This is a genomic window from Variovorax sp. efr-133-TYG-130, assembly GCF_030208835.1.
Taxonomy (GTDB): domain Bacteria; phylum Pseudomonadota; class Gammaproteobacteria; order Burkholderiales; family Burkholderiaceae_C; genus Variovorax.
On record NZ_JARVTD010000024.1, the window covers coordinates 1 to 24,399 of the forward strand.

The 24,399-nt window shown below is 68.2% G+C and carries 20 protein-coding genes; 7 read left to right on the forward strand and 13 right to left on the reverse strand.

All coding sequences use genetic code 11. The features are described from left to right. Window positions 1–68: 68 nt before the first annotated feature. The 4 genes from urtD to urtA form a co-directional block, all read right to left on the reverse strand. Complete coding sequence (gene urtD, locus QRN67_RS20445) at window positions 69–812, reverse strand: urea ABC transporter ATP-binding protein UrtD (protein WP_285413311.1); 744 nt, start codon at window positions 810–812, stop codon at window positions 69–71. A 17-nt stretch (window positions 813–829) separates the two neighbouring features. Then, on the reverse strand, window positions 830–2,020 hold the full coding sequence (gene urtC, locus QRN67_RS20450; protein WP_285413312.1) for an urea ABC transporter permease subunit UrtC: 1,191 nt from the start codon (window positions 2,018–2,020) through the stop codon (window positions 830–832). 32 nt (window positions 2,021–2,052) lie between these two features. After that, on the reverse strand, window positions 2,053–2,967 hold the full coding sequence (urtB, locus tag QRN67_RS20455) for an urea ABC transporter permease subunit UrtB (protein WP_081270128.1): 915 nt from the start codon (window positions 2,965–2,967) through the stop codon (window positions 2,053–2,055). 154 nt (window positions 2,968–3,121) lie between these two features. After that, window positions 3,122–4,387, reverse strand: coding sequence for an urea ABC transporter substrate-binding protein (urtA, locus tag QRN67_RS20460; protein ID WP_106934854.1), 1,266 nt, complete (start codon window positions 4,385–4,387; stop codon window positions 3,122–3,124). A gap of 244 nt (window positions 4,388–4,631) precedes the next feature. Here urtA and QRN67_RS20465 point away from each other — a divergent pair, with 244 nt between their 5' ends. The 3 genes from QRN67_RS20465 to QRN67_RS20475 all read left to right on the forward strand — a co-directional run bounded on the left by QRN67_RS20465 (window position 4,632) and on the right by QRN67_RS20475 (window position 9,800). Beyond that, window positions 4,632–8,027, forward strand: coding sequence for a hybrid sensor histidine kinase/response regulator (locus QRN67_RS20465; protein ID WP_199851928.1), 3,396 nt, complete (start codon window positions 4,632–4,634; stop codon window positions 8,025–8,027). After that, window positions 8,005–8,907 carry a response regulator transcription factor gene (locus tag QRN67_RS20470; protein WP_106934856.1) on the forward strand — a complete coding sequence of 301 codons (903 nt, stop codon included), beginning with the start codon at window positions 8,005–8,007 and terminating at the stop codon, window positions 8,905–8,907. Before QRN67_RS20465 ends, QRN67_RS20470 begins: the two co-directional genes overlap by 23 nt. A gap of 122 nt (window positions 8,908–9,029) precedes the next feature. Then, window positions 9,030–9,800, forward strand: coding sequence for a TIGR04325 family methyltransferase (locus QRN67_RS20475; protein WP_106934857.1), 771 nt, complete (start codon window positions 9,030–9,032; stop codon window positions 9,798–9,800). Window positions 9,801–9,821: 21 nt separating this feature from the next. On the opposite strand, the gene QRN67_RS20480 is transcribed toward QRN67_RS20475, so the two are convergent. Beyond that, window positions 9,822–10,316, reverse strand: coding sequence for a Spy/CpxP family protein refolding chaperone (locus QRN67_RS20480; protein ID WP_285413313.1), 495 nt, complete (start codon window positions 10,314–10,316; stop codon window positions 9,822–9,824). Between the two features lie 172 nt (window positions 10,317–10,488). On the opposite strand from QRN67_RS20480, the gene QRN67_RS20485 reads away from it, so the two are divergent. From QRN67_RS20485 to QRN67_RS20495, 3 genes are all read left to right on the forward strand, one after another. Further along, window positions 10,489–11,385 (forward strand): SPFH domain-containing protein, encoded by an 897-nt coding sequence (locus QRN67_RS20485; RefSeq protein WP_106934859.1) that lies wholly within the window; start codon window positions 10,489–10,491, stop codon window positions 11,383–11,385. A gap of 19 nt (window positions 11,386–11,404) precedes the next feature. Next, on the forward strand, window positions 11,405–11,602 hold the full coding sequence (locus QRN67_RS20490; RefSeq protein WP_106934860.1) for a type II toxin-antitoxin system antitoxin: 198 nt from the start codon (window positions 11,405–11,407) through the stop codon (window positions 11,600–11,602). A gap of 96 nt (window positions 11,603–11,698) precedes the next feature. Beyond that, window positions 11,699–12,520 carry a substrate-binding domain-containing protein gene (locus QRN67_RS20495; protein WP_081270136.1) on the forward strand — a complete coding sequence of 274 codons (822 nt, stop codon included), beginning with the start codon at window positions 11,699–11,701 and terminating at the stop codon, window positions 12,518–12,520. 102 nt (window positions 12,521–12,622) lie between these two features. On the opposite strand, the gene QRN67_RS20500 is transcribed toward QRN67_RS20495, so the two are convergent. The 5 genes from QRN67_RS20500 to QRN67_RS20520 form a co-directional block, all read right to left on the reverse strand. Then, complete coding sequence (locus QRN67_RS20500) at window positions 12,623–15,157, reverse strand: response regulator (protein WP_285413314.1); 2,535 nt, start codon at window positions 15,155–15,157, stop codon at window positions 12,623–12,625. Further along, window positions 15,150–15,608, reverse strand: coding sequence for a response regulator (locus QRN67_RS20505; protein ID WP_081270138.1), 459 nt, complete (start codon window positions 15,606–15,608; stop codon window positions 15,150–15,152). Before QRN67_RS20505 ends, QRN67_RS20500 begins: the two co-directional genes overlap by 8 nt. Then, on the reverse strand, window positions 15,601–17,874 hold the full coding sequence (locus QRN67_RS20510; RefSeq protein WP_253819980.1) for an ATP-binding protein: 2,274 nt from the start codon (window positions 17,872–17,874) through the stop codon (window positions 15,601–15,603). Before QRN67_RS20510 ends, QRN67_RS20505 begins: the two co-directional genes overlap by 8 nt. A 103-nt stretch (window positions 17,875–17,977) precedes the next feature. Then, window positions 17,978–18,628, reverse strand: coding sequence for a biliverdin-producing heme oxygenase (locus QRN67_RS20515; protein ID WP_285413315.1), 651 nt, complete (start codon window positions 18,626–18,628; stop codon window positions 17,978–17,980). Window positions 18,629–18,639: 11 nt separating this feature from the next. Beyond that, entirely contained in the window at window positions 18,640–19,056 is a 417-nt protein-coding gene (locus QRN67_RS20520) for a response regulator (protein ID WP_285413316.1), read from the reverse strand. Window positions 19,057–19,221: 165 nt separating this feature from the next. On the opposite strand from QRN67_RS20520, the gene QRN67_RS20525 reads away from it, so the two are divergent. Then, window positions 19,222–19,974: a transporter substrate-binding domain-containing protein gene (locus tag QRN67_RS20525; protein ID WP_285413317.1), complete on the forward strand. Its 753-nt coding sequence runs from the start codon at window positions 19,222–19,224 to the stop codon at window positions 19,972–19,974. 4 nt (window positions 19,975–19,978) lie between these two features. Here the strand turns inward: QRN67_RS20525 and QRN67_RS20530 are convergent, their stop codons facing one another. The 3 genes from QRN67_RS20530 to QRN67_RS20540 all read right to left on the reverse strand — a co-directional run bounded on the left by QRN67_RS20530 (window position 19,979) and on the right by QRN67_RS20540 (window position 24,381). Next, window positions 19,979–20,398 carry a hypothetical protein gene (locus QRN67_RS20530; RefSeq protein ID WP_285413318.1) on the reverse strand — a complete coding sequence of 140 codons (420 nt, stop codon included), beginning with the start codon at window positions 20,396–20,398 and terminating at the stop codon, window positions 19,979–19,981. 14 nt (window positions 20,399–20,412) lie between these two features. Then, window positions 20,413–22,659 carry a M1 family metallopeptidase gene (locus QRN67_RS20535; protein WP_285413319.1) on the reverse strand — a complete coding sequence of 749 codons (2,247 nt, stop codon included), beginning with the start codon at window positions 22,657–22,659 and terminating at the stop codon, window positions 20,413–20,415. Window positions 22,660–23,364: 705 nt separating this feature from the next. Continuing rightward, window positions 23,365–24,381 (reverse strand): 2-dehydropantoate 2-reductase, encoded by a 1,017-nt coding sequence (locus tag QRN67_RS20540; RefSeq protein ID WP_285413320.1) that lies wholly within the window; start codon window positions 24,379–24,381, stop codon window positions 23,365–23,367. Window positions 24,382–24,399: the final 18 nt, after the last annotated feature.

Genomic DNA, 24,399 nt, shown 5'->3' on the forward strand with positions numbered 1-24,399 from the left:
GGCCGGGGGACATTCGCGGAGCAAGGTACCCCGTCGGCGTGAGCGCGCCCTGAAAAACCGCGCGTCATCTAGTGCCCCAGATAAACGTCGATGACCTTGGGATCCGCCTGCACCTTCTCCATGGGCCCCTCGGCAAGGATCTTTCCCTGGTGCATCACCGTGACCTTGTGCGCGATCTGCTTCACGAAGGCCATGTCGTGCTCGATGACGATCACCGCGCGGTTCTGGCAGATGCGGTTGAGCAGGTCGGCCGTGAGCTCGCGTTCGCGCGCGCTCATGCCGGCAATGGGCTCGTCGAGCATCAGCAACTCGGGCTCCTGCATCAGCAGCATCCCTATCTCCAGCCACTGCTTCTGGCCGTGGCTCAGCAAGCCGGCCTCGGTATCGAGGCGCTCCGCCAGGCCGATCTCTTCCGCAACCGCCTGCACCTTGGCCTTGACCTCGTCGTCGCACTTGAAAGCCAATGCGCCGAACACCGAGCGCCCCTTGGGGAACGACACCTCCAGGTTCTGGAACACGCTCAGGTTCTCGTAGATCGACGGTGTCTGGAACTTGCGCCCGATGCCCAGCCGCACCCGCTTGTGCTCGGCCATCTTCGTGAGCTCGGTGTTCTTGAACTTGATGCTGCCGGCGCTGGCGCGCGTCTTGCCGCAGATCAGGTCGAGCAGCGTGGTCTTGCCGGCGCCGTTGGGGCCGATGATCACGCGCAGCTCATTGCGGTCGATGTACAGCGTGAGGTCGTCGATGGCCTTGAAGCCGTCGAAGGACACGGTGAGGTCTTCCACCGCCAGCGCGAAGTCTGTGTTGCTCATGAATGTGTGGCTCCGGTTCAGGCGCGCTGGCTGCCGACGCCTTCAGGCAGCGCGGGCTCGGGTGGTTGTGCTGCGGGCGTTGCCGGTGCGGTTGATGCCGGCGGTTTGACGGCGGCATCGCGCAGCGCCTGCCGGCGCGACTTCCACCACGGGCGGATCTTTTCTTCCCACACCCCGGCCAGCCCCATCGGAAAGGCCATGGTCACGCCGATGAACAGGCCCGCCATCAGGAACAGCCACAGGTCGGGGAAGCTCTCGGAGAACAGCGTCTTGCCCGCGTTCACCAGCAGCGCGCCGTAGACCGCGCCCACCAGGCTCATGCGTCCGCCGACGGCGCAGAAGATCACCATCTCGATGGAGGGCACGATGCCCACGAAGCTCGGCGACATGAAGCCCACCTGCAGCGCGAACATCGCGCCGCCGATGCCCGAGAGCCCGGCTGCGAGGCAGAAGATGAAGACCTTGAAGTTCGACACGTCGTAGCCGGAGAAGCGCACGCGGTCTTCCTTGTCGCGCATGGCCAGCAGCAGCGTGCCCAGCTTGCTGGTCTGGATCCAGCGGCACAGCAGGATGCTCAGCACCAGCAGGCCGACGCACACGTAATACAGCACGTACTTGGCGCCGTCGGTGCGCGTGTCCCAGCCCAGCAGGGTCTTCAGGTCGGTCATGCCGTTCACGCCGCCGGTGTAGCCCTGCTGGCCGATGATGAGCACGGTGCAGATCAGCGCCACCGCCTGCGTGATGATCGCGAAGTACACACCGCCCACCCGGCGCTTGAACATCGCGAAGCTCACGAGCCAGGCCAGCGCCATCGGCGCCAGCACCACCAGCGCGAGGCTCAGCGGCAGGCTCTTGAAGGGCAGCCACAGCGTGGGCAGTTCGGTGATCTGGTTCCAGTCCATGAAGTCCGGGATGCCGGGCGTGGTCTGGATCTTGGTGGCGACGGGGTCGGAGGCTTCGAGCTTGAGGAACATCGCCATCGCATACCCGCCGATGCCGAAGAACACGCCCTGCCCCAGGCTCAGCACGCCGCCGTAGCCCCACACCATGACGAGGCCCACGGCCACGAAGGCGTAGGTGAGGTACTTGCCCACGAGGTTGAGGCGGAAGATGTCGAGCGACAGCGGCAGCACCACCGCGAGCAGCAGCACCAGGAGCAGCAGGCTGCCGAGCTGGTAGCGCTGGATCGAGGCCTTGATGAAATTCATCGGAACGTTCTCCTGCAAGGGAATCGGGTTCATCAGCGGCGGACCTTGACGGCGAAGAGTCCCTGGGGCCGCATCATCAGGATCAGCACGATCAGCGACAGCGTCAGCACCTTGGCCATCGACCCGGTCATGAAGAACTCGGAGATCGACTGGGTCTGCGCAATACCGAAGGCCGAGACCACGGTGCCGAAGAGGCTGGCCGCGCCGCCGAAGGTGACGACCAGGAACGCGTCCACGATGTAGAGCGAGCCCGAGGTCGGCCCGGTCGAGCCGATGGTGGTGAAGGCCGCGCCCGCCACGCCGGCGATGCCGCAGCCGATGGCGAATGTCAGGCGGTCGGTCTTCTTCGTGTCGATGCCGGTGGCGTTGGCCATCGTGCGGTTGGCCACGGTGGCGCGCACCCGCAGGCCCCAGCGGCTCTTGTGCAGCGCGACCAGCACACCGCCCGTCACCAGCGCGGTGAGCGCCAGCACGAAGAGGCCGTTGATCGGAATGTCCAGGCCCTCATGCGGCGTCCAGGAGCCCATGAGCCACTCGGGCAGCGTGGGGCTCACTTCCTTGGGGCCGATGAAGGTGCGAAAGATCTGCTGCAGCCCCAGGCTCACGCCCCAGGTGGCGAGCAGCGTGTCGAGCGGCCGCTTGTAGAGATGGCGTATCAGCACCCACTCCACGATCCAGCCGGCGATGAAGGCGAACACGAAGGCCAGCGCGATGGCGATCGGGAAGTAGTACGGCATGAACTCGGGCGCCAGGCTTTCGGTGACGCGCGCGGCCAGGTAGATCGAATAGGCGCCGATGGTCATGAACTCGCCATGCGCCATGTTGATCACGCCCATCTGGCCGAAGATGATCGCCAGGCCCAGCCCCATGAGCAGCAGCACCGCGAAGAGGCTCAGCCCCGCGAAGCCCTGCATGAGGCCGATGTTCATCATGTCCGACAGAGTCATGGCAAGCTGTTCCGAAGTTGGGGTGTTGGCTCCTTCCCCCTCTGGGGGAAGGCTGGGATGGGGGCACGGCGGCGCTGGCAAACGCAAGGCTTCATCAACAGCCGCCGCGCCCCCACCCCTGCCCTCCCCCAGAGGGGGAGGGAGAAAGACAGGATTACTGGTAGCCCTTCGGGAACGGATCGGGCTTGATCAGCTCAGCCGACTCCGCCACCACCTTGAACGTCCCATCCGGTTGCCCCTGCCCGATGCGCGCCTTGCTCCACAGGTGGTGGTTGGCGTCGAGCTTCACGTAGCCCTCGGGCGCCGTCTTCAGCTCGATGCCGGGCGAGCTGGCCACGACCTTGTCCACGTCGAAGCTGCCGGCCTTCTCCACAGCGGCCTTCCACAGCCACGGGCCGAGGTAGCCCGCCTGCGTCACGTCGCCGATGACGGCGTCCTTGCCGTACTTGGCCTTGAAGGCTTCCACGAACTTCTTGTTGTTCGGGTTGTCCAGCGTCTGGAAGTACTTCATCGAAGAATAGAAGCCCGCGAAGTTCTCGCCGCCCACGCCGGTCATCTCGTCTTCCGTCACGGCCAGCGTCAGCAGGAACTGCTTGTCGCCGGTGATGCCGGCGGCCTTGAGCTGCTTGTAGAAGGCCACGTTCGAGCCGCCCACCACGGCCGCGAAGATGCAGTCGGGCTTGGCCACCTTGATCTTGTTGATCAGCGAGTTGAAGTTGGTGTGGCCCAGCGGGTAGTACTCCTCGCCCTTGACCGAACCCTTCTGGAAGTTCTCGATGTGCTTGCGCGCGATCTTCATCGAGGTGCGCGGCCAGATGTAGTCGGAGCCCACCAGGAAGAAGGTCTTGGCCTTCTTCTCCTTCGCGCCCCAGTCCAGGCCCCAGATGATCTGCTGCGTGGCTTCCTGGCCCGTATAGATCACGTTCTTGCTCTGCTCCAGGCCTTCGTAGAAGGTCGGGTAGTACAGCAGGCCGTTCTCCTTTTCGAACACCGGCAGCACGGCCTTGCGCGAGGCGCTGGTCCAGCAGCCGAACACGGCCGCGCAATGGTCGTTGACCAGCAGCTTCTTCGACTTCTCGGCGAACGTGGGCCAGTCGGAGGCGCCGTCTTCCTTGATGACCTTGATCTTGCGGCCCAGCACGCCGCCCATTGCGTTGATCTGGTCGATGGCCAGTTGCTCGGCCTGGATCGAGCCGGTTTCCGAGATGGCCATGGTGCCGGTGGACGAATGCAGCTGGCCCACCGTCACCTCGGTGTCGGTCACGGCGAGCTTGGTGGTGTTGACCTTGGCCGTGGGGAACTGCCCCTGGCCGAAGCTCAGGCCGCTCAGGCCCATCACGGGCAGCGCCGCGGCGCCCTGCAGCAGACGGCGGCGGCGCAATGCCAGGGCATCGAGGGAAGAATCGGAATCACGCGACATCAGGAAACTCCAGGCAGGTTGTTGGAAAGGAAGGCCGCGCACCATCGCAGTGCATCGGACGGTGCCGCGAGCACCATGGCTGGAACTTTAGAAATCAGCGGCGTATGCGCGAATACGTCATTCAACGTAGCGGCGACAACCCGCCCTGCCCGCAGACTCGCGAGCCGGAGATCGGCGAAAAAAGGGCCCAGGGAGCGCTTCTTGCTGTACCCGCCCCATGCAACCGCCGCCGCGAGAACCCGCCATGCAATCCGTCTCCGGACAGAAGATCTTTCGCATCCGCCGCGACTACAACGCCTGGGTCGCGAACGAGACGCTGGAGGACTACGCCCTGCGCTACACGCCGCGCAGCTTTCGCAAGTGGTCGGAGTTCCGCGTGGCCAACGCGGCCTTCGGCGCCACTTCGTTCCTGGCGCTGGAGGCCATCGGCGGGGCCATCGCGCTGAGCTACGGGTTCTCGAACGCGCTATGGGCCATCCTGGTCGTCGGGCTCATCACCTTCCTCACGGGCCTGCCGATCTCGTACTACGCGGCGCGCCACGGCGTGGACATGGACCTGCTCACGCGCGGAGCGGGCTTCGGCTACCTGGGCTCCACCCTCACCTCGCTGATCTACGCGAGCTTCACCTTCATCTTCTTCGCGCTGGAGGCGGCCATCCTCGCGCTGGCGCTGCAGATGTACCTGGACTGGCCGCTGTGGCTGCTGTACATGGTGTCGTCGATCGTCATCATTCCGCTGGTGGCGCGCGGCATCACGCTCATATCGGGGCTGCAGCTGTGGACGCAGCCGATCTGGATCGTGCTGTTCGTCTGCCCCTTCGTCGCGGTGCTGGTGAAGAAGCCCGAGCTGTACGCCGACTTCACCGGCCTCGTGGGCCGCACCTCCGACAGCAGCGGCTTCGACCCGCTGATGTTCGGCGCCGCCGCCACGGTGGCTTTCTCGCTCGTCGTGCAGATCGGCGAGCAGGTCGACTACCTGCGCTTCCTGCCCGAGAAGACCGCCGCCAACCGCGTGCGCTGGTGGACGGCGGTGCTGGTCGCCGGGCCGGGCTGGATCGTGCCGGGCATGCTGAAGATGATGGGCGGCGCCTTCCTCGCCTTCCTGGCGCTGCAGCACGAGATACCGGGCATCCACGCGATAGAGCCCACGCAGATGTACCTCACCGGCTTCTCGTACGTGCTGCGCGATCCGGCCTGGGTGCTGGGCGTGACGGTGCTGTTCGTGGTGGTCTCGCAGATGAAGATCAACCTCACCAACGCCTACGCGGGCTCGCTGGCGTGGTCGAACTTCTTCGCCCGGCTCACGCACAGCCACCCGGGGCGCGTGGTGTGGCTGGTGTTCAACGTGGTCATCGCGATACTGCTGATGGCGCTGGGCGTGTTCGCGGCGCTGGAGCATGTGCTGGGCTTCTACAGCAACATCGCCATCGCCTGGGTCGGCGCGCTGGTGGCCGACCTGGTCATCAACAAGCCGCTGGGCTGGAGCCCGAAGGCCATCGAGTTCAAGCGCGCGCACCTCTACGACATCAACCCGGTGGGTCTCGTCGCGATGCTGGTGGCGGCGGCGCTGGCGATGCTGGCCTACTCGGGCGCGCTGGGGCATTGGGCCAAGGCTTTTTCGCCCTTCATCGCGCTGGTCACGGCCATGGCCGTGTCGCCGCTGCTGGCGTGGCGCACGCGCGGGCGCTACTACCTTGCGCGCAACGACATCGAGCGCTGGGCGCCCGGCCAGAGCGTGAAATGCTCGGTGTGCGACAACAGCTTCGAGTCGGAGGACATGGCGCACTGCCCGGCCTACAGCGCACCCATTTGCTCGCTGTGCTGCACGCTCGAATCGCGCTGCCACGACCGCTGCAAGACCGACTCGCGCGCGGCCGAGCAGATGAGCGGATGGCTGCAGGCGCTGCTGCCGCCGGCCCTGTCGGCGCGGCTCAACTTCCGCGTGGCGCACTACCTGCTGGTGGCCACGTCGCTCATCGCGCTGCTGGCCACGGTGGTGGGCGTGGTCTATGCACAGGAGGCCATCGCCGGCACCAGCGACTCGACCATGGCCACGGCCCTGCTGAAGGTGTTCGCGCTGCTGTCGGTGGTGGCCGCGGTGGCGGCATGGTGGGTGGTGCTGGGCAGCGAAAGCCGGCAGATGGCGCAGGAGGAATCGAACCGCCACAACAACCTGCTCGCGCTGGAGATCGAGGCCCACCGCCGCACTGACGCCGCGCTGCAGACGGCCAAGGAAGCCGCAGAGGCCGCCAACCAGGCCAAGACGCGTTATGTGGCCGGCATGACGCACGAGCTGCGCACGCCGCTCAACAGCATCCTGGGCTACTCGCAGATCCTGCTCAAGGGCGACGCAGTCACGCCGCCGCGCGAAGCGGTGCAGACCATCCACCGCAGCGGCGAACACATGCTGGGCCTGATCGACGGGCTGCTCGACCTGGCGCGCATCGAGGCCGGCCGGCTGCAGCTGGAGCCCGCGCCGCTGGCGCTGCCGGCCTTTCTGGACCAGCTGGTGCACATGGTGCGGCCGCAGGCCGAGAACAAGGGCCTGGCCTTCGTCTACACGCATGCCGGCCGGCTGCCGCCCTGGGTGCATGCCGACGCCAAGTGGCTGCGGCAGATCCTCATCAACCTGCTGACGAATGCGGTGCGCTTCACCGACAGCGGCACGGTGACGCTGCACGTGGATGCGCGCCGCGAGGTGCTGCGCTTCGACGTAGTCGACACCGGCATCGGCGTGGCGCCGCAAGACCACCAGCGCATCTTCCTGCCCTTCGAGCGCGGCGCGGCCGGCCGGCGCAGGGGCGAGCCCGGCACGGGGCTGGGCCTCACCATCACCGGGCTGCTGACCTCGCTGATGGGCGGCGAACTGAAGCTGGCCTCGACTTCGTCGCAAGGCAGCACCTTCAGCGTGCGCGTGTACCTGCGCGAGGTGGCCGACCCCGGCCCGCAGGCCAGGGCGGGGGCGCCGCGCCAGCCGGTGTCGGGCTACCTCGGCGCGCGCCGCACGCTGCTGGTGGTCGACGACCAGCCGGTGCAGCGCCAGATGCTCGCCGGCATGCTCGTGCCGCTGGGCTTCGAGGTGCGCGAGGCCGCGAGCGGCACCGAGTGCCTGGACAGCCTGCGCGAGGAGCTGCCGTCGGCCATCCTGCTCGACCTGACGATGGACGACATGGACGGCTGGCAGACCGCCACGTCGGTGCGCGCCTCGGGCTTCCGCGACATCCCGATCATCATCGTCTCCGCCAACATGTTCGAGAACCAGGCCGAGCGGCTGCGCGCCGCGGGCTGCCAGGCCTTCGTGGGCAAGCCGGTGATCGAGTCGGAGCTGATCGCGACGCTGGAACGCCACCTCGGGCTCGAATGGCTTTCGCCCGGCGATGCGCAGCCACCCGCCGCCGATGACGACGAAACGCCCCTGCGTCCGCCCCGGCTCGACCTGTCGGAAGACGACCGCGCCGAACTCATGCGGCTGGTGCAGATGGGCCACGTGCGCGGCCTGCACACCGCGCTCGACCGGCTGGCCGCCGCATCGCCCTCCGCGGCGGCTACCTGCACCTGGCTGCGCGGCATGGTCGCGCGCTTCGAACTCGACAACCTCCGCAACGCACTGGCAGAAGATGCTGACACCCTCTCCCCTTGAATCGCCCTCGGCCGAACGCCCCGTGGTGCTGGTGGTCGACGACGCGCCCAGCAGTCTGGGCATGCTGTGCGACACGCTCGAGGCCAGCGGCTACACCGTGCTGGTGGCGGCCGACGGCGAGGCCGCGCTGCAGCGGCTCGAGCTGGTGGTGCCCGACGCGATCCTGCTCGACGGCCTGATGCCCGGCCTCTCGGGCTTCGAGACCTGCCGGCGCATCAAGGCCAACCCGGCGCTCGCGCACATTCCGGTGCTGTTCATGACGGGGCTGTCGGAGACTTCGCACGTGGTCGAGGGCTTCGAGTGCGGCGGTGTCGACTACGTGGTAAAGCCGATCCGCGCGCAGGAAGTTCTGGCGCGGCTGCACACGCACGCGCGCAACGCCCGCATCACGCGCATGGCGCGCGACGCGGTCGACGTGGCCGGCATGGGCGTGGTGTTCGTCGACACGCGCGGGCGCATCGCGTGGCGCTCGCCGCAGGCCGCGCTGTGGCTGCATGCGCTGGAAGACCCGGTGGCACCGGGCCTGCTGCCCGCCTCGCTCGAAGCGGCACTGGCGCCGGGCGCGGCCGTTGCGGTAGGCACCGCCACGGGCATGCGGCTGTCGGTGCGCAACCTGGGCGCCGCGGCGCTCGGCGAGACCATGCTGCTGTTCGCGATGCAGCGCGAAGGCCCGGCCACGCGGCTGGCGGAAGCGGCGCTCACGCCGCGCGAGACCGAGGTGCTGTCATGGCTCGCCAAGGGCAAGACCAACCGCGACATCGGCGAAATCCTGGGCACCAGCCCGCGCACGGTGAACAAGCACCTGGAGCACATCTTCGAGAAGCTGGGGGTGGAGACGCGGGCTGCGGCCGCGGCGCTGGCGAGCGGGCAACTGGTGTGATGCCGGACACCCGGGGCGCGAACGGTAGGTAACCCCCGAGGGGTAACCGCCCCAACGGCGCAGGGCTTTGCCCCTTCGAGGCCCCTGTCGCGCTCAGAATCAGGCGCCACCGGAGCAAACAAATGCTGTCAAGCCTTCTGCAGTTTCCGCCCCGCGAAAGCGCCTACAAGCGCAAGTTCCTCAACAACCAGGACGAGAACCTCTTCATGGGCTCGTTCGAGAGTTTCGCCGCGGCCGAGGCCGGCGCGCCGCCCAGCAAGGCAGTGGGCTACGACAACGCGGAGGCCGCCAAGCTCTACAGCCCGCAGATCTATTTCTACGACTACCCGGCGCTTTTCTGGCTCGGGCGTTCGATCGATGCGGGCCTCACGCGGGTGTTCGACCTGGGCGGGCACATCGGCATCAAGTACTACGCGTTCCGGCGGGTGCTGAGCTACCCCGACGACCTGCACTGGACCGTGTGCGACGTGCCCGGCGTGGTCGAAAGCGGGCGCGCGCTGGCGGTGCAGCGCGAGGCCACGGCGCAGCTCGACTTCACCACCGACCCGCGCGACGCCAGCGGCTGCGACCTGCTGTATGCCTCGGGCAGCCTGCAATACCTGCCGCAGCGCATCGACGCGATTCTTGCGTCGCTGGCGGTCAAGCCCAGGCGCATCATCCTGAACACGACGGCGGTGCATCCAGAGCGCACGATCTACACGCTCAACAGCATCGGCGTGGCAGTGTGCCCCTATCGCATCGAACACTACGACGAGCTGATGGCTGAGCTCATGCGCTCGGGCTACAAGAAGCGCGATGCCTGGCGCAACGAAGGCAAGCCGATCGAGGTGCCCTTCGTGGACGGCGGAGACAAGCCCTACTACGCGGGCTGCTGCTTCGACCTCGGCACCTGAAGCCGCAGGGCCGCGAACCCGTCAGGGAATGACGGCGGGCAGGTTCTGGTCCGCGATGTGGCGCTGCTCGGGCGACAGCGTGTCGTAGAGGCTGGAGAGCGCATCGCTCACTGCCTGTGCGCGGCGGGCCCGGTCTGCTGCCAGCGTTGCGCGCTGCTGCGCGAACTGCACCGCGGTCTGGTCGTCCGCCGACGCCGCGCTGGCCAAGCCGCCGCGACCGGCCAGGTCCCACACGGCGTCCGAGAAACGGTCCCACAGCGGCGACTGTTCCGGGGTGACCATCAACTGCAGCCGCAGGTCGTAGAGCTTGTCGCGCACCTTGGCCGCCGCCGTGGCGGGCGTGGACAGGCCGTCGCCCGTGCGCTGGCTCGACGCGTTGTCGCTGCGCGCGCCGCGCCGGCCGCCACCCATGCCACCGCCACCGCCACCGCCGCCGAACTGAGCGAAGCCGTGGCCGCTCACGGCGATCAATACCGCGGCCAGCGCGAACCGCTGCAGGGGTAGTTTCATCGTCATCCTGGAATCCTTTGATGCAGGCCCGGAAAGGGCCAGGGTGCATTTCAGGAGCCGCGGCTGTCCAGTGGATTGCGCGCCGGTAAACCAGGGGTAAAGGCGGATCGCCGTCAGAAAAATCTTGAGCGGGCTCAAAAAAGATATTAAAGTGATATCACTTTCAACGGAGGAACCCATGAACGAGACGCCCCCCGCAACCCCGCGCTCCATCCGCAAGGAGCGCCCCTACCGCTCCATCAACGGCTACGGCATCGTCGCGGTGGCGGTGCTGCTGATGGTGCTCGGCGCGGTCGCCATGGCGCAGCGCCTGATGCCGCCGCCGGCGAGCGTGCTGCTTATCGTGGCGGGGCTCGCGCTGGTGCCCGGTCTCTACATGCTGCAGCCCAACGAGGGCATCATCCTCACGCTCTTCGGCGAGTACCAGGGCACCGACCGCACCGAAGGCCTGCGCTGGACCAACCCGCTGCAGACAGGCAAGAAGATCTCGCTGCGCGCGCGCAACCTCAACACGCCGCCGCTGAAGGTGAACGACAAGCGCGGCAACCCGGTGGAAATCGGCGCGGCGGTGGTGTGGAGGGTGCACGACACCGCGCAGGCCGTGTTCGAAATAGACGACTACAACAAGTTCGTCGCCATCCAGGCGGAGGCCGCCATCCGCCACCTGGCCACCCTCTATGCCTACGACAGCGGCGACGACCTGTCCAGCGACGAGACCACGCTGCGCGCCGGGCTCGACACGGTGGCCGACGCGCTCAAGGCGGAGCTCAACCAGCGCTTCGCGAGCGCCGGCGTCGAAGTGCTCGATGCCAAGCTCACCCACCTGGCCTACGCCCCCGAGATCGCGCAGGTGATGCTGCGCCGCCAGCAGGCGGTGGCCATCGTGAGCGCGCGGCAGCAGATCGTGGCCGGCGCGGTCGGCATGGTCGAGGCGGCATTGCGCGGCCTGTCGGAGCGCAACCTCGTGGTGCTCGACGACGAGCGCAAGGCGTCGATGGTGTCGAACCTGCTGGTGGTGCTGTGCTCCGACCGCGAGACACAGCCCGTCGTCAACACGGGTACGCTTTACACCTGACCCCGCCCCCCGTTCCCTGATGGCCAGTCCCGGAAAAAAATCCTATCCCCTGCGCATCGATCCCGCCCTGTGGGCCGAGATCGAGCGCCTGGCGGCGCAAGAGCTGCGAAGCGCGAATGCGCAGGTCGAGTTCCTGCTGCGCGAAGGGCTGGCCAGGCGCGGTCGGCTGCCGGCCGCGGACGCGAAGGACGACGACAAGCCGGCGCCGCCTCGGTGATAACCCCCAATCCGCCGTGGGCGGAATGACAGCCAGGGCTTCTACGATGACGGCTGCGGGCGGCACCGTTCGCCGCCGCTTCCTACTGGAGACACCGTGACGAAGCCCTCTTTCTCTTCCTTCACCCGCCGCGCCGCCCTTCCCCTGCTCGCGGCCCTCGCACTCGCCGGGTGCGGCGGCATCGGCGGCACGCAGCCCCCGGCAGCCAGCGCGGACATCCATGTCATGACCTCCGGCGGCTTCACCGCCGCCTACAACGACCTGCGCCCGGCCTTCGAGCGCAGCAGCGGCCGCAGCGTCAAGACGGCCTACGGCGCGTCGATGGGCAACGCCGACGACTCGATCCCCAGCCGCCTGGCGCGCAACGAACCGGCCGACGTGGTGATCCTCGCGCGTCCGGCGCTCGACGCGCTGGTCGCGCAGGGCAAGGTGGTGCCGGGCAGCCAGGTCGACCTGGTGCGCTCTTCCATCGGCTTCGCGGTGCGCAAGGGCGCGCCCAGGCCCGACATCAGCACTGTCGATGCGTTGAAGCGCACCCTGATCGCCGCGCCGTCGATCGCCTATTCGGCCAGCGCGAGCGGCACCTACTACGAGACCGAGCTGCTCAAGAAGCTGGGCATCGAGGCCCAGGTGAAGCCCAAGAGCAAACGCATCCTGAGCGAGCGCGTCGGCTCGGTGGTGGCGCGCGGCGACGCGGCGCTGGGGCTGCAGCAGGTGAGCGAGCTGCTGCCGATAGAAGGCATCGACTACATCGGCCCGCTGCCCGCCGAGGTGCAACGCGTGACGGTGTTCTCGGCCGGCATCGCCACCGCTTCGAAGCAGCCCGAGGCGGCGAAACAGCTGATCCGCTACCTCAACTCGCCGGCCGCCGCGCCGACCATCGCGAAGACCGGGCTGGAGCCGCTGACCGCGCGCTGAGCGGAACGCAAGCGCTGCGGCAGCCGGGGAAAACCCGGCACCGCGCGGCCCGCCGCCCTTCGATCCGGGCGACGAGGCGGTGCTCACGGCGTCCGCCCAGCCCTAGCGGCTTTCGATCAGCTGCTTGACGCGGCGCGCCAGCACGTCCATCTCGAAGGGCTTGGTCATCACGTGCATGCCGGGGTCCAGGTGCCCGTGGCTCAGCACGGCGTTCTCCGCGTAGCCCGTGATGAACAGCACCTTGAGGCCGGGCCGCGCGATGCGCGCGGCGTCGGCCACCTGCCGGCCGTTCATGCCGCCGGGCAGGCCCACGTCGCTCACCAGCAGGTCGATGCGCTGGCGCGGCGACTGCAGGATGCGCAGCGCCTCGGCGCCGTCGCCGGCCTCCAGCGTGGCGTAGCCCAGCCCCTGCATCACCTCGACGATGATCATGCGCAGCGCGGGTTCGTCGTCCAGCACGAGCACGGTGTCGCCCTGGTCCGCGCGCGGCGCGAACACGGCCTCGGCCGGCGCGGCCGGCACCTCTTCCTGCATGTCGTGCCGTGGCAGGTAGATGCTGACCGAGGTGCCCTTGCCGACTTCCGAGTAGATGCGCACCTGCCCGCCCGACTGCTTGGCGAAGCCGTAGATCATCGACAGGCCCAGGCCCGTGCCCATGCCGATCGGCTTGGTCGTGAAGAAGGGATCGAAGGCGCGCGCCACCACTTCGGGCGGCATGCCCACGCCGTTGTCGCTGACGGTGAGCGACACGTACTGCCCCATCGGCAGCTCGCGGTCGCGCGCGGTTCGCGAATCGATCCAGCGGTTGGCGGTCTCGATGACCAGCGTGCCGCCCTCGGGCATGGCGTCTCGTGCGTTGATGCACAGGTTGAGCAGCGCATTCTCCAGCTGGCCCGGGTCGGCGTGCACGTTCCACAGGCCCACGGCCGCCACCGTCTCCAGCGCGATGTGCGGGCCGAGGGTGCGGCGCAGCAGTTCCTCCATCTCCGTCACCAGCCGGTTGGCGTTCAGCGGCTTGGGCTCCAGCGTCTGGCGCCGCGAAAAGGCCAGCAGCCGGTGCGTGAGCGCCGCCGCGCGCTTGACCGCGCCCTGCGCCACGCCCACGTAGCGCTCCATGTCGGCCGGCTTGCCGTCCAGGCCGCGCCGGCGCATCAGTTCCAGGCTGCCGCTGATGGCGGCCAGCAGGTTGTTGAAGTCGTGTGCCAGGCCGCCGGTGAGCTGTCCCACGGCCTCCAGCTTCTGGCTCTGGCGCAATTGCTCGCGCGCGGCATCGAGCTCGGCCTCGCGCTCCTTCTGGTCGGTGATGTCGCGCGCGGCGGCATACAGCAGGCCGTCGTCGGGCACGGCTGTCCATGAGAGCCAGCGGTAGCCGCCGCTCTTCGTGCGGTAGCGGTTCTCGAAGCCGGTGGTGCGCTCGCCTCGCATCAGGCGCTCCAGCTCGGCCTCGGTGTGGACCATGTCGTCGGCATGCACCAGCGAGCGGAACGGCATGGCGCGTATCTCGTCGGCGCTCCAGCCCAGCACGGTCTCCCACGCCGGATTCACGCTCACGAAGTAGCCCTGCTCATTGGCGACGCCCAGCAGGTCCTGGCTCAGGGCCCAGGTGCGGTCGCGCTCGTGGGTGCGTGCCTCGACCTGCCGCTCCAGGGATTCGGCGAAGGCCATCAGCTCGATCTGCGCCTCGCGCCGCGCGATGGCCGAGCGCACGCGGTCGCCGACTTCGCGCACGAAGTCAAGTTCGTCGCGCGACCACGGCCGTACCTGTCCATGGTTGAGATAGAGCAGCCCGACCAGCCCGCCGCGTTCGGTGAGCGGCATGTTGACCACCGCGCGTGCAGTGATGGCTTCCAGCGCATCGGCGTTGTCGCGGGTGCGCGGGTCCAGGCGCGCGTCGGCGAAGGCCACGGTCACGCCGCGGCGCAGGTCTTCGATGTAGGAGCCATAGTCGCGAAAGTGCAGCAGGCCCGCCAGGCTGGCCACGCCGGGCGCGGTCCAGTCGCGGGCGATGGCGATGGTCTCGGCCGCCGTGTCCACCAGGCCGTAGCCGGCGCGGTCCACGTCGAGGCGCTGCCCGAGCATTTCCGACGCCGCATAGGCGATGTCGCCCGGCTCGTCCATGTCGCGGATGCGGTCGCCCAGTTCCATCAGCGCGAGGCGGCGCGCCTCGGCTTCGACGATGGCCGCGTTGGCGGCGTTCAGCCGGCGCTCCGCCAGCCCCTTGGCGCGGCGGTCGGCGGCCTCCTTGAGCGCGCGGTCCAGCACCACCGGCAGCCGCGCGAGGCGGCCCTTGCTCACGTAGTCGGTGGCACCGCTCTTGAGCAGCTCGACCGCGTTGTCCTCGCCGATCACGCCCGAGACGAAGATGAAAGGCGTTTCCGGCGCCATGCGGCGCGCCACCTCGAGCGCATGCGCGCCCGAGAACCCCGGCAGCTCGTAGTCGGACAGGATCAGCGAAAAGCCGCCCTTGTTCAGCGCGTCGACGAAGCCGCGCTCGTCGCGCACCACGTGGGTCGTGGCCGACGGCAGGGCCTGCGCCAGCGCCTCGATCAGCAGTTCGACGTCGAAGCGGGAGTCTTCGAGGATCAGGATGCCCGGAGGCTGCGGTGTCGCGGCAGCGGCGCCGCCCGCGCTATTCATGCTTGCGCGCCGCCTTCAGCGAACCCGGCGGCGGCTCGTTGAGCACCGCCCAGAACACGCCCAGCTCGGCAATGGCCGAGACGAAGCGATCGAAAGCCACCGGCTTGACCACATAGGCGTTCACGCCCAGCTCGTAGCTGCGCAGCACGTCCGACTCTTCCTGCGACGAGGTCAGCATCACCACCGGAATGCTGCGCAGCGCCGGGCTGGCGCGCACCGCCTGCAGAACTTCGAGGCCGGTCACCTTGGGCAGCTTCAGGTCCAGCAGGATCACGGCCGGGTTGCCTTCGATGCGGTCCGCATGCTCGCCTTCGCGGTGCAGGTATTCGAGCGCCTGTGCGCCGTCGCGCAGCACGACCACGTCGTTGGCGAGTTGGCTGCGCTCCAGCGCGATGAGGGTGAGTTCGAGGTCTCGCTTGTCGTCCTCGACAAGCAGGATCGGCTTAAGCATGTCCTTCTCCATTGGCGGCCGGCGCCGTCGGGGCGGCCGCGTTGTCGGGGCCCGCGCGCGGCAGGATGAAGCCGAAGCTCGCCCCCGCGTCGACTTCCCCTTTTGCCCAGACCGTGCCGCCATGACGCTCCACGATCCGCTTCACATTGGCCAGGCCGATGCCCGTGCCTTCGAAATCCTCGGCCTGGTGCAGCCGCTGGAACACGCCGAACAGCTTGTCGACGTATTTCATCTGGAAGCCCACGCCGTTGTCCTGCACCTCGAGCCCGTCGCCCAGGTCGCTGCGGATGGCGCGCACCACGATGCGCGACGGGTTGCGGGTGCGCGAATACTTGACCGCGTTGGCCAGCAGGTTGCGCACCGCCACCTGCAGCAGCAGCGGGTCGGCGTAGAGCAGCGGGAGATCGGGGTCGATCTGCCATTCGACATTGCGCTGCGGCTCCAGCCGCTTCAGCTCGCGCACCAGGCCATCGACCAGCGAGCCGCTGTCGACCTCGCGCTGCTTGAGCGCGGAGCGGCCCATGCGCGAGAAGTCGAGCAGCGCATCGACCATCTGCCCCGCGAAAGCGGCGGCGTCCTTGACGTGCGAAAGGTAGCGATGGGCCCGGGCACTGAGCTGCTTGCCCTCGCTCTGGGCCACCAGGTCGACGTAGCCTGAAATATGCCGCATGGGCGCGCGCAGGTCGTGCGACACGGTGTACGAAAAAGCCTCCAGCTCCTTGTTGACGCGGCCCAGCTCGGAGGCCACGGAAGCCAGTTCCTCGGCACGGCGCAGCACGATGCCGATCAGCGCCTGTCGCAGCTCGCCGGCCGCGCCGACTTCGGCCGCCGTCCAGGCCGTGGAGCGGCCCCGGATGTGCTCGACCCAGCTCGCGAAGCTCAGGCGCGGATGCATGCGTCCGTTGACCACGGCCTGCGGCTTCTGCGGGTCGCCAGCCCAGCGCACGGTCTGCACGATCTCGGGCCGGAACCAGAGGATCAGGTGCCGGTGCACCTGAGAGATGGAGATGGCGAGCACGCCCGCCGCTACGTCGATGAACTGCCCCGCGGGCGCGAAATGCTCAGCCAGCGCATTGCTTTCGTAGACCTCCACGCCGAGCCCGGCGATCCATTCCGCGAGTTCCTGCACATGCGCCCGCGCGGGCACCTCGCCCACGCACCAGACCTCGTCGTCGAGCACCACGGCGGCACCGGTGGCGCGCATCACGCGCAGCATCAGCGACACCTCGGCCGTGAGGTGCTGCAGCGTGGCGTCGCTCTCGGACAGGTGCGAGACGATCTGCAGCGTGAGCTGGCGCAACTCGAGCCGCTCGGCCACCTCGCCGTTGCTTTCCTTCGACTGGATCTGCAGCGACAGCAACTGGCCCAGGTGCTCGCACGCGAGCCGCGTGCCCGTGTCGAGAAAGCGCGCGGCATGGTCGTGGCACGAGATCAGCCCCCACAGCTTGCCGTCGATGATGATCGACACCGACATGGACGCCAGCGTGCCCATGTTGCGCATGTATTCGAGGTGGATCGGCGAGACGCTGCGCAGTTGCGCCTGCGACAGGTCGATGTCCGCGGCGGTGAGCGCGGCGTCGGTGGCGAGCAGGCGCACCGGCTGGTAGTTGGCATCGGCGATCAGCCGGAAATGGTTGACGAGGTACAGCGCCCTCGCCTGGCGCGGAATGTCGGAAGCGGGGAAGTGATGGCCGTCGTAGCTGTCGTAGCCGGGGTCGGCCTCCTCGGCCAGCACCTCGCCGTGGCCGGCCGCGTCGAAGCGGTAGACCAGGCAGCGGCCAAAGCCGGTGAGCCGCTTCATCTCGCGCGCGGCCAGGCCGCACAGCTCGGCCACCGTGGCCGCCTCCTGCAGCCGCGGCAGGAAGACGCGGCCCAGCGAGTAGATGGGCGCCTCGTTGCCGCCCGGAGGTGAAGCCGCCTCGAACTCGACGATCAGGTGGTTGTCGCTGCGGTGCGCGGAAGTGTCGAAGAACGCGTGCGCCAGATTCATCGCGCCGAGCGACACCGGCGAGCCGCCCGGCGGCAGCGCCGGCAGGGCCATGCCGCGAACCGCCGCCAGCGCGGCGGACAGTTCGGCGTCGGGCCAGTTCTCGCTCCATGCGACGAGCGCCAGCGACTCGGGCTGGAGCACCAGCATGCGGCCGTGCGGCTGGATCGAGCCCGGCACACGGATCGGCTCCAGGTCGCAATTGGACAGGTCGACCTCGACGGGCTCTATTGCCCGCGAACCGGCCAGAAGGTCGGTGGGAGTGATGGGCGGTGGCACGTTGGACAAGGTCAGGCAGCGCGGCCGGGGCCGCGCGTGTTCTCATGAGAATAGGTCGAAAGGATCATGCCAGCGTGTCCCGGGCGCTCTCGTCGGCCAGTTCCTACAGCGCGGCCACCTGCAGGCCGAAGCGCGGCATCAAGGTTTCGAAGCCGGCCACCGCGCCGCGCTGGGCCGAGCCAACGGCGGCCGGATCGCGCAGCGCAGCCGCCAGTTGCGCGACAAAGTCTTTCCACTGGGCGGCCAGGCCGTCGGGCGCGTCGACCGGCTGGAAGTATCGCATCGGGTGCGGCGCCAGCCTCGGCCCCAGGCGCTTGTGCATGGCCATGCCGCCGAGCTGGGAGCCCTCGAGCACGTAGGCCAGGCCCCAGGCGAAGGCAGGTTCGCGGGCGGCTTCGGCCAGTTGCGGGGCGAATGGCGGCTCGGGCGGCTCGGCCGATACGGCCGTGCCCTCCCCGGCCGGCGCCGCGCCGGCGTCTTCGAGGTCGAGCGCGAGCGCGGCCAGGCGCCGGTCGGTGCGCCGCGCCACCCGGTCGAGCCCGGGATCGCCGGGCGCGGCCAGCGCCTGCCGAACGGCCTCCAGCCATGGGCGCAGGGCGCGCAGGTGGGCGGCGTAGTCCGCCAGCGAGGCGTTCTCGCGCGCGATCGGCAGGCGGCTGTCCAGCGCCTCGTGCAGCGCTTGGGTAGCGTTGCGCAGCGGGCGCAGCACCTCGGCCACGGAGGGCTGGGCTGCCGTGCTTTCCGTACTTTCCATGCTTCCCACGCTCATGGCGCGAGGCTTTCCATCGGCTTGCCGCCGCTCTTCCGTCCTTCGGCCTCGAAACTGGCGCACAGCGAGAAAAAGCCGTCCAGGTCCGCTGCCTTGTCGAACACGGCGTCGGCGCCGAGTTCGCGCGCCCAATCGGCGATTTCCCCGGTGGCGTAGTTGGTCAGCACCACCACGCGCTGGCCGGGCCGGCTGCGGCCGCAGCGCTTGACGATGCCCAGGCCGGAGCCTTCGTGCAGGAACAGGTCGACCACCAGCAGGTCCCAGGCGCCCGGGTTGTCGCCGAGCCAGGCCACCGCGTCCTCTTCGGTGGTGGCGGTGCCGATCAGGTGGATGTCGACCTCGTCCTCCATGGCGGCGATCAGGTTATGGCGAATGTGGGCGTTGTCTTCGACAAGAAAGGTAGAAAGCGGCACGGCGGAGACAAAATTGTTTCTTCGAATATCCCCAAGGGTAAGCGAATCCGCGAGCCCCGCCCGGTGAGCGCGCTTCCCTACATCCGGTAGGAAATGTGGCAAGCGCCCCCGTAAACTGGCGCGCTCCCCATCTCCCCCGGCGGCGCCTGCCGACGAATGAACGCCATGACACAGCCTCAGCCGACGACGATCTCCCCCGCCCTCGTTTCAGCCTTCGCGCCCGGCGGCACGCTGCGCGCCTCCATCAACCTCGGCAACCCGATCCTCGCCAACAGGAACCCCGCCGGCGGCGAGCCGGTGGGCGTGTCGATCGACCTGGCGCGCGAATTCGCTCGGCGGCTGGGCGTGGGCATCGAACTGGTCGTGTTCGAGAAGGCCGCGGCCTCCGTGGACGCGGTGAAGAACGAGAAGGCCGACATCGGCTTCTTCGCCATCGATCCCGCGCGCAGCGAAGGGCTGCTGTTCACCGCGCCCTACGTGCTGATCGAGGGCAGCTACCTCGTGCCCTCGGCCAGCGCCCTGACCGACAACGCACAGGTCGATGCGCCGGGCCATCGCATCTCGGTCGGCGCGGGCAGCGCCTATGACCTGTTCCTGACGCGCGAGATCCAGCAGGCCGAGATCGTCCGGCTGCAGGGCGCCGGCCCGGCGCTGGCGGCACTGCGCGCGGGCGAGGTCGAAGTGGCGGCCGGCATCCGCCAGTTGCTCGAAGGCGAGGCGCAGCGCGCGCCGGGCGTGCGCGTGCTGCCGGGCCGCTTCATGGTGATCCAGCAGGCCATGGGCACGCCGGCCAGCCGGGGCGTCGATGCCCAGGCGCTGCTGGCGGCCTTCGTCGAGGAAATGAAGGCCGCCGGCTTCGTGGCCGACGCGCTGAAGCGACATCGCATCGAGGGCGCGAGCGTCGCGCCCCCGGCCTGAACGCTCAGAGCTTGTACGCCTCGACCGGCCCCTGCGAATAGAACAGGAAGTAGCCGGTCGAGGTCTGGAAGCCGTTCTTCTTCCAGCCTGCCGGCACCTTGAAGATGCCGAGCTGCCCGCTCGCCACGCCGACGAAGGCGGTGTTCTCCTTGTCGGTGGTGATGCGACTCCATTGCTCGCGCGACACGGGCCGCATCTGCATCTTCGGTTCGCTCCACTCGGGTGTGCGCACCTTGTCGCGCATGACGTAGGCGTCGCCCTGGCGCTCGATCTTGATGAGCTCCTTGAGCGCGCCGTTCTGCCTGACGGCGTAGACGCCGACCAGGTCCGCCTCCGGCGCGCCGTTGCCGCTGCCAGCGCCGCATGCGGCCAGCAGCAGCGCCGAGGCGCCGGCGGCCAGCCATTTCTTCGATGCCGTGTTCATGGTGGCCTTCCTTCTCAGCGCTTCGTGTTCTCGCGCAGCTTCAGGTTGCCCTGGAAGCGCAGCGCGTGCGGGTATTCCTCCTTCTCAACGCCCGCGTCCACGGCGGCCATCTTCTGCTGGCTCTCGCTGGTCTTGGCCAGCAGCGCCGCCGGCAGGTTCACGATGCCCTTGATCTGGTCGTACTGCGCCTGCGTGATGCGGCCCACCTGCAGCAGCCGGAAGGCGTCGCGCTCGATGTTCAGCAGCAGCGGCTTGTTGTCGGCAAAGCTCTGTGCCTTGGCCAGCAGCGCGCTCCAGGACTGCGCGCTGTAGTTGCTCACGTAGTAGTCCTGCCCGGTCGGCCCGGCCAGCACCGCGGTGCAGCCCGGCAGCTCCACCTGCACCGCGCCCGTGGACATGACGAAGGTCTTGCGCTGCTCCATCGCGTTGCCGTACGCCAGCGTCACCGGGATGTTCCAGGTCGAGGCCGGGAACTGGTTCTGGTTGGGGAACGACTCCTGCGTGATGTTGACGTAGGTGCGGTCCGCCGCGCACTGCGCGTCGACCGTGAGCAGCGGCACGCCGGTCTGGCGGATGAAGCTGTCGCCGATGTCGGCCACCTTCTTGCCGCCGCTCACCTTCTCCAGCGAAGTCCACAGCCGCGAGGGCGTGACGTTGCCGAAGCCGTAGTCCTTCAGGTAGATCTGCAGGCCCTTCTGCATCGCCTCTTCGCCGATGTAGTTCTGCACCGTCTCCAGCACGTGGCTGCCCTTGTTGTAGACGAAGATCGACGGGCTGATGAAGCCGAAGGAACCGGCGTCGTTGAGGTTGCGCTGCACCGGCACCGCCGTGTTCTTCAGGTCGGCCACGATCACGTTGTGCTTGTCGAGCACGTAGTCGGAGAAGCTGTAGTACTCGGGGTGGAACTTGATGGTGGTGCGCCTTTCGAACCAGCGCGCGAACGACTCGTTGAGCCACACGTTGTCCCACCAGTCGAGCGTGACCAGATCGCCGAACCACTGGTGCGCGATCTCGTGCGTGACCACCGTCACCGAATACAGCGTGGGCTTGTCGCCCGGCTTGGTGAGCACCGCGTCGGCAAACTCGAAGATCGCGCCCCAGTTCTCCATGCCGCCGAAGCCGGTGTTGGGCTTGTTGTCGTAGCTGTCGTTGGCGGCGATGGTGTCGAACTTCTTGATCGGCAGCGGGATGCCGGTGTACTTGTAGTAGTAGTCCATGGCCACCTTGGTCCACTCCATCGGGAAGGTCGCCCAGGTGGAGCGGCCCGGGGGGGTGAACCAGCGCAGCGGAATGTCGCTGCCGCCGAGCGGGTTCTTGAAGGTGTCGGGCAGGATGTCGAACTTGCCGCCGCCGAAGAAGGTCAGGTACATCGGCATCGACGGCGTCTTCTCGAACGACACCTGCTGGTAGCCGTCGGGCAGCTTGACGGCGGAAATCTGCGCGCCGTTGGACACCGTCTTCCAGTCGCCGGGCACCTCGGCGGAGATCTCGAAGGTATGGCGGAAGGCCGGCTCGTCCCAGCCCGGGAACCACTGCCGCGCGTAGTTGGTCTCGCCCTGCGTCACGATGGCGTCGCTGCTCACGCCCTCGGGTGTCGAGAGGCCGACCTTGAAGATGCCGGTGGCGGCCGAGCAGAACGGGTTGCGCTGCACTTCCGCGGGCGGGCAGAACTCCGCGTCGGAGAACTGGATCTTGCCGTCCCACTCCATGTGCAACAGGTACTTGCCCTTGGCGATCTGGCCGTCGCTCAGCCGCAGCTGCACGAAGTCGCCGAGCGTCTGCGGCGTGGGAATCAGCGGTATCGCCTCGCCGGGGTTCGACACCTTGCGCAAGGTGGTGCGGCCCTTGGCAAAGTTGAGGTTGTGCGCGGCCACGACGATGGCATCGACCGGCTTGAGCACCTCGATCTCCACGTCGCCGCGGCCCACGAAGGTCTTGAGCGCCGCATCGGGACGGAACCACAGCTTGTAGTTGCTGGGCCAGACGGTGTCGGGCAGTTCCTGCGGCTTGGCCGAGCGGTCCACCGCTGCGGCGGCCAGGTCGCTGGCGGCCACGGGCACGCCGTCGTCGGGCGCCTTCTGCGTGGGATCGACCGCGGGCGCCGAAACCACCGGCCCCGACGACGCGCCGAGGCCGACGCCGCCTCCGCCGAGAGAAGCACCGCCGCCGCTGTCTCCGCCGCCGCCGCAGGCCGTCAGCACGGCAAGGGTCACCGCCGTGATGGCAAGATGATTGACGACGGGTGTGTTGAATTTTTTCATGATCGCCTCTGGGTACTCTTGGTAAGAAGAAGATGCGCCGCCCCGCAAGCGCCGACGGATAGCCAGCGATGCGCATGGCACGCGCGGATGAGATGGATGAACAACTGCCCATGCAGCGGGCAGCACGGTGCCCTCCCGGCGAACAGGTGGTTCGTCAGGAAAGCACACGCACGCAGGAGCCACACCGCGCAGAAAGCGGTGGTCCCAGGATGCGAGGGATGAGCTCGTCCATTCCCGTCAGGCAGCGGGTTGATCGGATGCGGGATGCGCAGCTAGGGCTGGCGGCGCGGAGGGTGCGTTCAGCGCCGCGAGATCGACAGGGCGCGTTCGCGCGCGTCGTCGTCAACGGCACAGGCCATGCTGGCGATGGCAAGAATCTTTGCGGCTCTTCTCGTTGGTTTCACGCGCATTCCCTCGTCCATTGAAGTGCGCCAGTTTTAGCTGATCGAATGCGACGGCTCAACGACTGCCGGAACTTTTCTCTCTCAAAATGTTCGCGCGCCATAGGCCGAATGGAGTCATGGGCCACGGCGCAGCATGCACGCTACGAAGATGGTTCAGCAGCGGCAACACATGCTCACGCAGATGACAAGACTCGAGGGCAAAGACTGTGCGTGCATCGCCACAGTACGAAGGTTCGTGTCGTAGCAAATGCCATGAAAGTTGCGTACCCGAGGCCGCATGCGCCCGGGCACGCCGCGAGCGCTACAGGCCCAATGCGTCCTGCAGCTCGCGCGCCGTCCAGCGCCGGGGCTGCTGCGGCCATGCGCCCAGCAGGCCCACCATGCGCGCGTTGCGCGGCGCGCTCAGGCCATGCTCCTGCGCGAGACGCACGACCTCGCCGCTGAGCGCGTCGATCTCGGTGCGGCGGCCCAGTGCCAGGTCGTCGGCCATGCTGGAGCGGGCCTTGGCATCGATGCGCAGCATGCGCGCCGCGACGATGCGAAACACCCAGTCGGGCAGGCGCAGCAGGCTCGACAAGCGCCGCGCCGGCACCGCAGCCACCTGCGCCGGCGCAATGCCCGCAACGTTGAGGATGCTCAATGCTTCGTCGATCAGCGACGCGAAGCAGCGGCGATAGCCGCGCAGCATCAGCTCTTCGCGCAGCGGCAGACCCGAGAGCGCGTTGACCGGGTTGTTGAGGTTGAGCAGCAGCTTGCCCCACTGCACGGGCAGCAGGTCGGCATGCAGGTCGAGCGGCACGCCGGCGCGCTCGAACACCGGCAGCCAGGGGCGCAGTGCAACGTCGTCCTGCGCGGCCAGCCGGCCGGGCGTGCCGCGGTGGAAGGCGCCGGCGCCAATCTCGGCCACGTTGTAGGGCACCATGCCCGACAGCACGTTGAGCGACGGCCCGGCCTGCGATGCGGCGTCGCTGTTGGAAATGCCGTTCTGCAGCGAAACGACCGTCGTGCCCGCGGGCAACGCGAAGGCCAGTTCGCCAGCGGCCTCGGCCGTGGCGCCGCTCTTCACGCACAGCAGCACCAGCGCGGGCCGGGCACCGACGGGCACCTGCTCGCACAGCCGCAGCCCGGCGGCCGGCAGCTTGTGGCGGCCGCCGTCCATGTCGGAGAGCGTCAGCCCGTGCGTCGCGAGCTTTTCGAGCACGCGCGGACGGCCGACGAAGGTGACGGGCACGCCCGCCGCTGCAAGGCTGCCGCCGATGAAGCACCCGATGGTGCCGGCCCCCATCACGAGCACTTCACCGGGCATCGCGTCTGGCATGAAACGAAGTGCTTGCGC

Coding starts and splice junctions, on each gene's coding strand:
- urtA (WP_106934854.1), bottom strand. CDS start 4,387: ATGTCGCGTGATTCCGATTCTTCCCTCGATGCCCTGGCATTGCGCCGC.
- QRN67_RS20465 (WP_199851928.1), top strand. CDS start 4,632: ATGCAATCCGTCTCCGGACAGAAGATCTTTCGCATCCGCCGCGACTAC.
- QRN67_RS20490 (WP_106934860.1), top strand. CDS start 11,405: ATGGCCAGTCCCGGAAAAAAATCCTATCCCCTGCGCATCGATCCCGCC.
- QRN67_RS20540 (WP_285413320.1), bottom strand. CDS start 24,381: ATGCCAGACGCGATGCCCGGTGAAGTGCTCGTGATGGGGGCCGGCACC.
- QRN67_RS20505 (WP_081270138.1), bottom strand. CDS start 15,608: ATGCTTAAGCCGATCCTGCTTGTCGAGGACGACAAGCGAGACCTCGAA.
- QRN67_RS20475 (WP_106934857.1), top strand. CDS start 9,030: ATGCTGTCAAGCCTTCTGCAGTTTCCGCCCCGCGAAAGCGCCTACAAG.
- urtB (WP_081270128.1), bottom strand. CDS start 2,967: ATGACTCTGTCGGACATGATGAACATCGGCCTCATGCAGGGCTTCGCG.
- urtC (WP_285413312.1), bottom strand. CDS start 2,020: ATGAATTTCATCAAGGCCTCGATCCAGCGCTACCAGCTCGGCAGCCTG.
- QRN67_RS20480 (WP_285413313.1), bottom strand. CDS start 10,316: ATGACGATGAAACTACCCCTGCAGCGGTTCGCGCTGGCCGCGGTATTG.
- QRN67_RS20515 (WP_285413315.1), bottom strand. CDS start 18,628: ATGGAAAGTACGGAAAGCACGGCAGCCCAGCCCTCCGTGGCCGAGGTG.
- urtD (WP_285413311.1), bottom strand. CDS start 812: ATGAGCAACACAGACTTCGCGCTGGCGGTGGAAGACCTCACCGTGTCC.
- QRN67_RS20485 (WP_106934859.1), top strand. CDS start 10,489: ATGAACGAGACGCCCCCCGCAACCCCGCGCTCCATCCGCAAGGAGCGC.
- QRN67_RS20500 (WP_285413314.1), bottom strand. CDS start 15,157: ATGAATAGCGCGGGCGGCGCCGCTGCCGCGACACCGCAGCCTCCGGGC.
- QRN67_RS20530 (WP_285413318.1), bottom strand. CDS start 20,398: ATGAACACGGCATCGAAGAAATGGCTGGCCGCCGGCGCCTCGGCGCTG.
- QRN67_RS20535 (WP_285413319.1), bottom strand. CDS start 22,659: ATGAAAAAATTCAACACACCCGTCGTCAATCATCTTGCCATCACGGCG.
- QRN67_RS20470 (WP_106934856.1), top strand. CDS start 8,005: ATGCTGACACCCTCTCCCCTTGAATCGCCCTCGGCCGAACGCCCCGTG.
- QRN67_RS20525 (WP_285413317.1), top strand. CDS start 19,222: ATGACACAGCCTCAGCCGACGACGATCTCCCCCGCCCTCGTTTCAGCC.